At 63.5% G+C, this 10,799-nt stretch carries 10 protein-coding genes; 2 read left to right on the forward strand and 8 right to left on the reverse strand.

The window, feature by feature from the left end:
- The coding region (locus IH971_09220) for a carboxypeptidase regulatory-like domain-containing protein (protein MCH7498018.1) at positions 1 to 2,594 on the forward strand (2,594 nt) is incomplete at its 5' end.
- A 98-nt stretch (positions 2,595 to 2,692) separates the two neighbouring features.
- Here the strand turns inward: IH971_09220 and ispE are convergent.
- The 6 genes from ispE to ruvB all read right to left on the reverse strand — a co-directional run bounded on the left by ispE (position 2,693) and on the right by ruvB (position 8,360).
- On the reverse strand, positions 2,693 to 3,547 hold the full coding sequence (gene ispE / locus IH971_09225) for a 4-(cytidine 5'-diphospho)-2-C-methyl-D-erythritol kinase (GenBank protein ID MCH7498019.1): 855 nt from the start codon (positions 3,545 to 3,547) through the stop codon (positions 2,693 to 2,695).
- Positions 3,548 to 3,561: 14 nt separating this feature from the next.
- A complete protein-coding gene (locus IH971_09230; GenBank protein ID MCH7498020.1) occupies positions 3,562 to 4,977 on the reverse strand; it encodes a glutamate--tRNA ligase in 1,416 nt (471 codons plus the stop codon).
- Positions 4,974 to 5,471: a 2-C-methyl-D-erythritol 2,4-cyclodiphosphate synthase gene (locus tag IH971_09235; protein MCH7498021.1), complete on the reverse strand. Its 498-nt coding sequence runs from the start codon at positions 5,469 to 5,471 to the stop codon at positions 4,974 to 4,976. The genes IH971_09230 and IH971_09235 overlap by 4 nt, the downstream gene beginning before the upstream one ends.
- Entirely contained in the window at positions 5,464 to 6,195 is a 732-nt protein-coding gene (ispD, locus tag IH971_09240) for a 2-C-methyl-D-erythritol 4-phosphate cytidylyltransferase (protein ID MCH7498022.1), read from the reverse strand. The genes IH971_09235 and ispD overlap by 8 nt, the downstream gene beginning before the upstream one ends.
- 62 nt (positions 6,196 to 6,257) lie before the next feature.
- Positions 6,258 to 7,313 (reverse strand): tRNA preQ1(34) S-adenosylmethionine ribosyltransferase-isomerase QueA, encoded by a 1,056-nt coding sequence (queA, locus tag IH971_09245; protein MCH7498023.1) that lies wholly within the window; start codon positions 7,311 to 7,313, stop codon positions 6,258 to 6,260.
- A 15-nt stretch (positions 7,314 to 7,328) separates the two neighbouring features.
- Positions 7,329 to 8,360 carry a Holliday junction branch migration DNA helicase RuvB gene (ruvB, locus tag IH971_09250; protein ID MCH7498024.1) on the reverse strand — a complete coding sequence of 344 codons (1,032 nt, stop codon included), beginning with the start codon at positions 8,358 to 8,360 and terminating at the stop codon, positions 7,329 to 7,331.
- 306 nt (positions 8,361 to 8,666) lie between these two features.
- Here ruvB and IH971_09255 point away from each other — a divergent pair, with 306 nt between their 5' ends.
- Entirely contained in the window at positions 8,667 to 8,948 is a 282-nt protein-coding gene (locus tag IH971_09255) for a hypothetical protein (protein ID MCH7498025.1), read from the forward strand.
- A 606-nt stretch (positions 8,949 to 9,554) separates the two neighbouring features.
- Here the strand turns inward: IH971_09255 and IH971_09260 are convergent.
- Entirely contained in the window at positions 9,555 to 10,529 is a 975-nt protein-coding gene (locus IH971_09260; protein ID MCH7498026.1) for a T9SS type A sorting domain-containing protein, read from the reverse strand.
- The coding region (locus IH971_09265; GenBank protein ID MCH7498027.1) for a phytanoyl-CoA dioxygenase family protein at positions 10,489 to 10,799 on the reverse strand (311 nt) is incomplete at its 5' end. The genes IH971_09265 and IH971_09260, both read right to left, overlap by 41 nt.

Here is a 10,799-nt window from a genome sequence, read left to right on the forward strand (position 1 = left end):
TTCCCCAATTCATCGAAACCTTCGTCGGCATCGGCGACAGCCTGGCCGGTCTGAATTTCGTCTTCGAACCTGCCACCGCCAGCATCAGTGGTACCCTCACCGATGAAAACGCCAACGGCATTCCTGGTGTACGCATCTTCGCCGAATCGGATGGACCTAGCGAAGTCAGCGACACCACGGATGCCAACGGTATGTATTCCCTGCCCGTCATCGGGGGCCACTGGCACGTGCGCCCCAGCGGCCGGGACCTTATCGATAACGGCTACATGGTGCCTTATCGACGCGATGAGGGCGTCGATATCTTTGACGGCGATAGTGTCACCGTTGATTTCCTGACTTATTTTGCCGATGCCACGATTACCGGCACGGCAACATTCACCGATGCCAGCCCCGTAGCCGGTGCCGAAATCTGGGGTGACACGTTTGACTTCTTCACCCGGACGGAGACCGCCGCCGATGGTAGCTATACGCTCATGGTGAGCTCTGCGCTGGATACGGTGATGCATACGGATGAGTTTGGCAACACCTACACCAGCTACGGCTATTGGGTTAATGCCTGGGTGGAAGGCGCCCTGCCGCAGCCGCCCGGGTATGGTGATGTGCCCGCTGCCGCGACGGGCAAGGACTTCCTGTTCTTCCCCACTGACGCCACTTTGAGCGGCCATATCTTCTTTGAAACAACGTTTAATCCCGTTCGCAATGCCTTCATCAACGCCTATACCATGGACGATACCAACTTCTTCTTCAGCGGGACCGACACCGATGATGACGGTTTCTACGAACTGGAGCTGATTGGCGGGTCTACCTGGTTTATCGAGGTATTCCGGCCCGACATGGGTTGGCCGCCGGCGATAACCGATACCATCGAGGTCTTCGCGGGTGTATCGATTGTGCGGGACTACTTCCTGCCGGAACTCGCCCAGTTCGTATTTGTTGAGGGACACGTCTATAACCCCGATGGTTTCCCGGTGGGTAACGCCCGGGTGGAGATCATTCAGACCGACGGGCCGTTCTACGCCCAGACCTTCACCGATGGGGACGGCTACTTCTTCGTCGACGGGGTGCCCACCTTCAGCCAGTTCGATATCGTGGCGTCGGCCGAAGGCTATCCGCCCCAGGTGCAGCATCACAGCACCGGTGCAGACGGCATCTACGTCGGCTTCTTCCTCGGTGGGGAACGGATCAGGGTCGCGGGACAGGTGACCTCCGCTGCCGATGGAGCGCCCATCATTGGGGCCTTGGTCCTGGCCTTCGAGCAGGGGTTCCTCGACGAGGGCGAGTTCACGGACGAGGGCGGTTTCTATGAGCTCTTCTTGAAGCCCGCGGAGTATCTGCTCAGGGCCGGCGCCACCGGCTTCCTGGTGGACTCCGTGCGGTTCGTAGTGGAGACGGACACCACCGTCGACTTCGTTCTCGCCGATGCCGGCGCACTGCTCACCGAGACGGTCACCGGAACGGTCACCGCTCCGGACGACACTCCGATTCCAAGGGTATTCGTCCTCTTCGTCACGGCAGACTATATGGCCCAGACCTTCACCGGCGCCGATGGTATCTACACCCTGGACCTCCTGCCCGGCAGTTACTTTTCCCTCTTCGCCAGGGAGGGTTTCCTGGAAGAGACCAAGGAGTGGGATGTTCCGGGTGGCCCGTTCGACGTGGTTATGACGCCGGAAACGTTCCTGGATTTGACGGCCGTTCTGGATGCGCCCAATGACCATGGCCGCTGGGTCCATGCCCGTTGGAGTGTCAACCGCCTCATCGCCGGCGAAGTATCCCGCTTCGAACTGTGGGAGATCGGGTTCGGGGCCAATCCCATGGAGGACATGCCCATCATGCATGCCGGCACCTCCCCCGCCCTGGGCGACGCGGACAGATACTTCCTGCCGGCGCGCACTAGCCAGGGTGACGTGATCCCGCACTGGTATGTCGTCACCGGTCACTACGGCGACGACCCCTGGCCGCGCTTCATCTCCAACCAGATGTCGGGCGCCTCTATGGATAATCTGCCGCCGCAAGCGCCCGCTAACCTGGCGACCGCTGTGGAGTCCGGCACGGTAACCATCTCCTGGGCGCCCTCTGTGGATGACCCGGAGGAGGGCACGGCCGTGCAGTTCTACTCGGTATACCGCTCAGATAGCGATGCTGAGTTCGCCCTTGTGGGCAACACGGCCGAGACGTCCTTTGCGGATGCCCTGGGCAGCGGGGTGTACCAGTGGCAGGTGACGGCCACCGATTTCGCCGGCAACGTCTCGGCCCCCTCGGCCCCCACCACCGCCATCACCCTGGGTGTTGACGGCAACCTGGCCGTTCCGGAGGTCTATGCCCTGCGCAGCAACTATCCCAACCCCTTCAATCCCAGCACGACCATCGTTTACGAGCTGCCCGAAGCCGGGCCGGTGTCCCTGAAGGTCTATGACCTTACCGGGAAGCACATCAGAACGCTGGTAAACGAGAGCGTACCGGCCGGGTATTTCCAGGTGGTCTGGGATGGCCGCGATGCCCACGGCGCCGCGCTGGCTACAGGCGTCTATTTCTACCGCCTCGTGGCCAGCCAGGGCTATGCCAAGACCCTCAAGATGGTGCTGATGAAGTAAGCACCCTCCTGTAAGGTGATCGGTATTTGAACAGCCCCACCCGGTCCCGATACGTCGGGGTCAGGTGGGGCTGTTTGTTTGGGGGCAGGGTCGCGTCTTCAGGCCGTGCTTTGGAGGGGATTGGCGTTGACCACCTGGCAGTCGGGCCAACGCTGGTAGTGCGCTTTGTCCCCGGGGGCCTCCTCGAACAGCCCGAACACCGCGCTCCCGCTCCCTGACAGTCCCGCGTAGACCGCCCCCAGCTCCCGCAGCTCGCGCTTGATCTCCGCCAACCGCCGGTAGCGTGGGAAAACCACCCCCTCGAAGTCGTTACTGAAGCGGTCCCAGGGAATGGGCGTCTGCGCCAGCAGCTGGTCGAATGCCGGGGGCGCCGAAAAACTTTCCCGCGCGGCCAGCTGCCCATAAGCCCACGCCGTGTCCACTGAGAATGGGGGGATCACCAGGACCAGCGCGTAGGCCAGCTGCTGGCTCAGCGGCGTGAGGTCGTCACCGATACCCGCGCCCAGTTGCAGTCCGCCACGGATGAAAAACGGCACGTCGGCGCCCAGCTCCACGGCCAAGGCTTCCAGTTCCGCCGGTGTGAGGCCTGCCTGCCAATAGCGGTTCAATCCCCGGAGGACTGCCCCGGCGTCGCTGGAACCACCCCCCAGACCGCTGCCCGCCGGAATGTGCTTCTGCAGTAGGATGTGGACACCCCGGCGCGTCCGCAAGCGGGCCTGTAGCAGTCTCGCCGCGCGGACGCACAGGTTGTCGCCGCCGGTAGGCACGCCCTCGGCCGCCGGGCCGGAGACCCGCATGGTTACGCTGCCGGAGCTGCCCTCGCTGAGGGTGAGGGTGTCGCCAAAGCTGATCTCCTGGTAAAGGGTATGCAGCAGGTGGTAGCCGTCGTCCCGCCGCCCGGTAATGTGCAGCCCCAGGTTCACCTTGGCGTTGGCTGGGAGGGTCAGGGCCACGGGCTGTTGCGGACCTACTTGGCCGACAGCGCGGCTTGTATCCGCTGGCGCAGCTTGTCCAAACCGAAGTGCTCCACGATGGTCACCATGTCCGGCCCGGCCACCCGACCGGCGATGGCGGCACGGATGGGCTGCCACAGGTCGCGACCCTTGATGGCAAATTCGGCCCCGATCCCCTTCACCGCGGAGAGAAACCATTCGCCCGAGAACTCGCTAACCTCTTCCAGCCGGGACTGCAGGGCCAGCAGAACGCCCCGGGCCTCCGCGCTGGCGAGGGATTCCTGCGCCGCCTCGTCCAGCACCAGCGGTTCCTCGAAGAAAAAGGCCAGTTGGTCGGGTGCTTCCGTCAGCAGATTGACCTTGGTGTGGATAGCGGCCGCCAGGGTGTCGGTGAGTTGCCAGTCCGGGTCCAGCAGAGCCTCAATGGCATTCCGAAATTGATCCAGGCTCAGCCGCCGGATGTGCTGGCCGTTGAGCCACAGGAGCTTCTCCCGGTCAAAAATGGCGCCCCCTTTCTGGATGCGCTCCAGGCTGAAGGCCTGCACCAGTTCGTCCAATGAAAATAGCTCCTGGTTGGAGGCATCGTGCCAGCCCAGCAGGGCCACGAAGTTTACCAGCGTCTGGGCCAGATAGCCCTCCTGCCGGTAGTTCTCCACCGCCACCGTGCCCTGCCGCTTGGAGAGTTTTGAGCGGTCGGGGTTGAGTAGCAGCGGCAGGTGGGCGAACTGGGGCGGCTCCCACTGGAAAAAGCGGTAGAGCAGCAGGTGCTTGGGCATGCTGGGCAGCCACTCCTCGCCGCGAATGACGTGGCTTACCGCCATGAGGTGGTCGTCCACCACGTTGGCCAGGTGGTAGGTGGGAAAGCCGTCCGTCTTTAGCAGCACCTGGTCGTCCACCGATTCCAGGTCGAAGCCGACCTTCTGGCGAACGATGTCCTCCATGACGATGCGGCCCGTCTCCGGTACCGCCAGTCGTACCACGTGGGGCTCGTTCTCGGCGCGGGATGCGGCTTCACCGGGCGGCAGGTTGCGGCAGTGGCGGTCGTAGCGTGACGCCAGACCCAGGCTGCGTTGGCGTTCCCGAACCTCTGTCAGCCGCTCCGGCGTGCAGAAGCAGGGGTAGGCGTGGCCGCCCGCCAGCAACTGGCGGACGTGGTTATGATAGATGTCCAACCGCTGCGATTGCAGATAGGGGCCGTGCTCGCCGCCCATGCCGGGACCCTCATCAATATCCAGCCCGGCCCATGCCAGCGACGCCAACAGGTTGTCCACGGCCCCTTCCACCTGGCGCGACGGGTCCGTATCCTCGATACGCAGGATAAAGGTGCCGCTCTGCCCGCGGGCGAACAGCCAGTTGTAGAGGGCGGTGCGCAGGCCACCCACATGGAGGAAGCCCGTGGGGCTGGGAGCGAAGCGAACGCGGACGCTCATTGTGGCGGGGTCGCGACGTCTGGTGTCGTGAGCGTTGCCACGGCCAGGGCGGCAATCCCGTCGCCCCGACCGGCGAAGCCCAGCTGGTCGGTGGTCGTGGCCTTGATGCTCACCTGCACCGTGTCGAGGCCCAGATCGTCGGCGAGGTTGCGCCGCATCCCGGCGATGAAGGGGGCTAGCTGCGGCTCCTGAAGGATGACGCTGCAGTCCACACTGTTAATGCTGGCACCGGCAGCGGCCAGCAACTCCCGGCAGCGCGCAAGGATCACCCGACTGCTGACCCCCTGCCACTGCGGGTCGCTCGATGGGAAATGGCTGCCAATATCGCCCAGCGCGGCGGCCCCCAGCAGGGCATCCACCACGGCGTGGATCACCACGTCCCCATCGCTGTGCGCGGCGATAGCCTTGCCAAAGGGAATGGCGACACCCCCGAGGGTCAGGCCGCTCCCCGCGCTGAAAGCGTGGACATCCACACCCAGGCCGGTCCTAAACATCCGGTTGCGTCTCCACCACGTGGCCCAGCCGCCACGTCAGGTAGTCCCAGTCGTCGGCCGTGGTAATCTTGATATTGCCGGGCGAACCCTCCACTACGGCCACGGTTCCGCCCAGCGCTTCCACCAGGGCGGCCTCGTCGGTTCCGGTTGCACCCGTCTCCTGGGCCTGTCGCAGCGCATGCCGCAGGATGCCGGCCCTGAAGGACTGAGGCGTCTGGGCCCGCCAGATAGCCCCGCGGGGGACCGTCCGAATGATGGCGCCGCTCGAGGGGGACTCCGCGTTGGCGCCCGCCCGTACTTCCTTCAGCGTATCCGTGGAAGGGACCGCCACAATGGCGCCCGCAAACTCTTCGCACAGGGCAATGGTGGCGGTAATCCATTGCGGGTCAAACAGGGGCCGTACCGCATCGTGGACCACCACCACTTCCACGGCCTCGGGCAGGGCGGCCAGTCCCGCTGCAACCGATGCCTGGCGGGTGGCGCCCCCCGCCACCACCATCAGTTTCACGCCGGCAGGGCTCAGCGGCTGCAACAGGTCCTGGGCGTAAGCCAAGTCATCCTCAGGGACCGCCACCGCCACCGCGCCCACCTGCGGCACCGACCATATCCGTTCCAGCGTATGCACCAGCAGCGGCTTGCCACGCAGCTTACGAAACTGCTTGCGCAGACCATCTTGGTCGGGAAATCGTTTGCTCTGGCCCCCGGCGGGAATGATAGCTCCCACGTTGGGCTGTGCAGGCGGTGGGCTCATGGAGCTAGCGGGGTGCAGGCCAGCCGCTGACGGGTCTACAGAATGAGCATGGCGTCGCCGTAGCTGTAAAACTGATACGCCTCGCGGATCGCCTGATGATAGCTGTCAAACAGAAACGGCTTGCCGGCAAAGGCGGAGACCAGCATGATCAGGGTCGACTTGGGCTGGTGGAAGTTGGTCAGCAGTCCGTTGACAGCCAGGAAGGTGTAGGGCGGGTAGATGAACTTGTCGGTCCAGCCCTGTCTGCTGGTGATGGCCGGACCCGCCGCTGCGGTTTCCAATGCCCGCGCAGTGGAAGTGCCTACCGCCACGACCCGGTGGCCGCCGGCCCGGGCCTGATTTATCACCTCAGCGGCCTGGTCGTCAATGCAATAGTACTCCGAGTCCAGGTGGTGGCGGGTGATGTCCTCCACCCGCACGGGTCGGAAGGTCCCCAGCCCGATATGCAGGGTGAGGTAAGCGATGCTCACCCCCTTGTTGGGCAGCTCGTCCAGTTGTGAAGGCGTAAAGTGCAGGCCGGCCGTGGGGGCCGCCACCGCCCCCCGGCTGCGGGCATAGACCGTCTGATAGGCAGCCTTGTCCCCGGGCTCCGGATCCCGGTGGATATAGGGCGGCAGGGGCGACTGGCCATGTTGCTCCAGAAAATCATAAAAGGACGTATTGTGCTCATGAAAACGCACCACGCGGCCACCGGAGATCGTGTTGTCGATGACATCGCCCATCAGGTCCTGCTGAAATATCAGCCGGTTGCCCACCCGCACTTTCCGGGCCGGCTTCACCAGCACTTCCCACAACCGGTCCTCCAGCTCCCTGAGCAGGAAGACCTCCACTTTCGAGGTACTCCGATCCTTCGTGGCGAACAGACGGGCGGGGAACACCTGGGTGTCATTCAAGACCAGCACGTCGCCCTCATCCAGGAAGTCCGCCAGTTGGAAAAACTGGTGGCTCTGGGAGGTCTGCTTGGCCCGGTCAAGGACCATAAGGCGGCAGTGGTCGCGTTCTGCGCAGGGGTATTGGGCCACGAGCCGCTGCGGCAGCTCAAAATCAAAGTCCGCCAGGCGCGGCGTTTTTTCGACGATATCAAATTCCATCGGTCCGACTGCCCGTCAAAACAGGGGTTGCTGGTGTGTTTTCTGCCCTACCGCAGGTGTCATGCCCAGGTAGGTGTAGGCCCGCTCCATTGCCACGCGGCCCCTGGGCGTGCGCTGCAGGAAACCCTCCTTGATGAGGAACGGTTCGTAGACTTCCTCAATGGTGCGTGAGGACTCGTGCAGAGCGACGGCCAGCGTCTCCACCCCAACCGGGCCGCCCTGAAAAGTATCTACCACCAGGGTGAGAATACGTCGATCCATGTCGTCGAGCCCCAACTCGTCAATGCCCATCCGCTGAAGCGCATTACGGGCCACCTCCAGCGTCAAATGCCCAGCACCATCCACCTCGGCGAAGTCCCGCGCGCGTCGCAGGATGCGATTGGCCAGCCGAGGCGTGCCCCGTGCTCGCCGGGCAATTTCGTTGGCGGCATCGGCATCCAGGCCGATCTCCAGCAGCTGAGCCGAGCGTATGAGCACCAGCTTGAGGTCCTCCGGGGAATAGAAGTCCAGCCGTTGAATGACGCCGAACCGGTCCCGTAGCGGCGATGTCAGATTGCCCAGCCGGGTGGTGGCCCCGATGAGGGTAAAGGGCGCCAGTGTGAGTTGCACCGAGCGGGCGTTGGGACCCTTGTCCAGCATGATGTCGATGCGGTAGTCCTCCATGGCCGCGTAGAGGTACTCCTCCACCGCGGTATTGATGCGGTGAATTTCGTCCACAAAAAAAACGTCCCGGTCAGCGAGGTTGGTGAGGATACCGGCCAGGTCGGCCGGGCGATCCAACACCGGTCCGGAGGAGGTCTTCATGTTGACTCCCAGCTCCCGGGCGATGATGTAGGCCAGTGTGGTCTTGCCCAGCCCCGGTGGGCCAAACAGCAGCACGTGATCCAGATTCTCGTTACGCCTGCGGGCCGATTCGATGTAGACCTGGAGGTTGGCGACCACCTCATCCTGCCCGATGAACTCCTCCAGTTTGCCAGGGCGGAGGGACTTTTCGGCGGCCGTATCTTCCGCGATGGGCTCGGGGGCCGTGAGTTTGGATTCAATCACGCAGGACACTCAGGTTCAACCTGGCCAGTGGTCACCGCGGTGGAGGTTGCGGCCGTTGGCGGGGAGCAGGCATGCCGTGCCGGCCTTGCGAGGGATGATGATCGGGCGGCGTGGGTGGGGGTTCGAGACGCTGAACGTCGGTGGCGTGCCACGGCAAAAAATTAAGCCTCCGCCTCTGGTAAACAAAGGGGGAACTCGCCCGGTGGTGGACCAATTGCCCGGTGGCCTCGGCGACCATCACGATGATTGATACGCCCCGTGCAACGGCGTTAACTTTTTCGGCAGCGAAAACGGGAAGGAGCCCGCGTGGAGAACCAAGAGCCCACCTACGATTTTCTGTACCAGAACTATAGTTGGCCGGAGCCGGACAGCGAGGCCGATTGCCCTTATTCGGGGATTGCCCTGCAGCTGAATGAGCAGCGCCATGGCTACAACGGCAAGCCGTGGACCTGTCCCCAGTGCATCTGGTATTTCAGCGAGGACGACCTGAAGAAGCGGGCCGACTACGAGGACAAGGACTGCCCCTACACCTTAAAGCAGAAGGCGGAAGCCGCCGCGTCTGCCGAAGGCGAACCGCCGGGCGACTAGCCCTCGATACTGATCCCACTCGACTCGTCACACTGAGCTGGCCTTAGTCGCGCCAACGGCGGCGGCCCTCGCCCCTGACCATGACCCCCTCCCCCCTATGCTGGGGCCACGGTCACCGACGGGAGTGGTGACCCAAAGATGGCCCATAAGTGGCCCAAAGGTGACACCAACAGGTCCCCGAGGCTGGGTGGGGCGGGAAGCGGAGACCGGCTCGCCGTGGCGGCTACGGCCTCCCCGTGGTCGGGACGGCCAGGGCCGAGGCCCCACCCCCCGGGTCCGGTATCACGCTCCCCGTCGGAGAGGGTGATACCGAAGTGATACCGAAGTGATACCAAGGTGATACCAACGTGATACCAAGGTGATACCCAACCAGCGCGGGGCGTCTGGGGTGGTGTGGACCACCGCCTCCCGAAGCATCGGGACACATTGCGGCGGGGTGAAATGTCAAAGAGCGTTGGGGGGAAAGGTAAGGGTCAGGCAGCGAGGAGGGAAGGGGGAGGAGTCACGCGGCGGGGGGGCCCAGCGAGTGGGCCCCCGTCCTCCCTTAGCGGGCGGTCGTGCGCCCTGTCGATTGCGGGCTTCCGTGGGGCACAGCGCGCTGTGCCCCTACCTCAGCAGCAGCAGCTTGATGCTTTTGGCGTACCCCGGTACTGTGAGTCGGGCGATGTAGACCCCCGTGGGCAGCTGTCGGCCGTTCCGGTCCCGCCCGTCCCAGGTCACCTGGTGGTAGCCGGGTTCCACCCGCCGGTCCAGCAGCCGGGCCACCTCCCGGCCCAGGAGATCATACACCACCAGCCGCACCTCCACCGCCGCTTCCGGCAGATCGAACCGCAGGGTGGTGGCCGGGTTGAAGGGGTTGGGGTAGTTGGTGTGCAGGGCAAACTCGGCGGGCAGGCCGGGGGCGTCCTCTATTCCCAGTACTGTCACCGACAACGCCTGAGACTGGTCACTCTCATTCCCGTTGATGTCCACGGCCGTCAGCCAGTATTCATAACTCTGGCTCGCTTCAACGGTGGTATCCGTAAAAGAAGTTTCACTAGTCTCGACGAGGGACATAGCGGCGGTATCGATAGTTGCCATTCGGTACAGCCTGAAGAAGTCAAAGTCGTGATCCACCGGGCCGTTCCAGGTCAGGGACACAGCCAGTCCATCCGCCATCGAGGCCATCAGCCCCGAAGGTGTCATCGGAGCCAGGTTGTCGATGGAGTAGCCTGAGTCCACCGGCGAGGTGTAAAAGATGGCTGGGTCGTCGGAGTGGGCGGTGACCTGGAACCGGCTCCAGACCGTGCCGGTGGCGCTGGAGTCGCCGAAGGTATCGGCCAGGTAGGTGTAGGTTTCGGCCTGCTCGGCGGCCACACTCCCCAACGACACCCACTGTCCTTCGGGGTTTTGAAGTTTGATGCCATACTGAATAATCCCAGCATCCAAGTCCATATAGCTGCGATTCCAGCTCACGTAGACCTGTCTCCCCTGATCATCGGGCACGTCCATAACACTGCTGATATGGGGCGCTGCCGGGGCCAGTCGGAGCAGCCAGACATCATTTGCACCTGCGCCGTAAGAATCGGTGAAACCGGCCACCACAAAACCACCATCCGGCGTTGACGCGATCGAGGCTGATCATGACGATCGTAATCGCATCGAAGGGTACCGACAGCGGGAAGTACGGCAAGTCCTGATGCATGTCGTAACCCATGGTCCCGGGCGGCTTGTAGATGATCTTGTCCTTGAACAGGAGGACTTCCTCGCCGATGGCAGAATGGGCAAGCTCGACCAGGCGGGGGTCATAACTAAACCGGCGAAATATCGGTGAGATATCGTTGATGGGGTCCAGGCGATCGAGCACCTGGC

The organism is Candidatus Neomarinimicrobiota bacterium (assembly GCA_022560655.1).
Taxonomy (GTDB): Bacteria; Fidelibacterota; Marinisomatia; order SCGC-AAA003-L08; family TS1B11; genus JADFSS01.

Bases quoted from the DNA above. Each gene is read 5' to 3' on its own strand.
- IH971_09230 (MCH7498020.1), bottom strand. From the start codon at position 4,977: ATGAGCGTCCGCGTTCGCTTCGCTCCCAGCCCCACGGGCTTCCTCCAT.
- IH971_09235 (MCH7498021.1), bottom strand. From the start codon at position 5,471: ATGTTTAGGACCGGCCTGGGTGTGGATGTCCACGCTTTCAGCGCGGGG.
- queA (MCH7498023.1), bottom strand. From the start codon at position 7,313: ATGGAATTTGATATCGTCGAAAAAACGCCGCGCCTGGCGGACTTTGAT.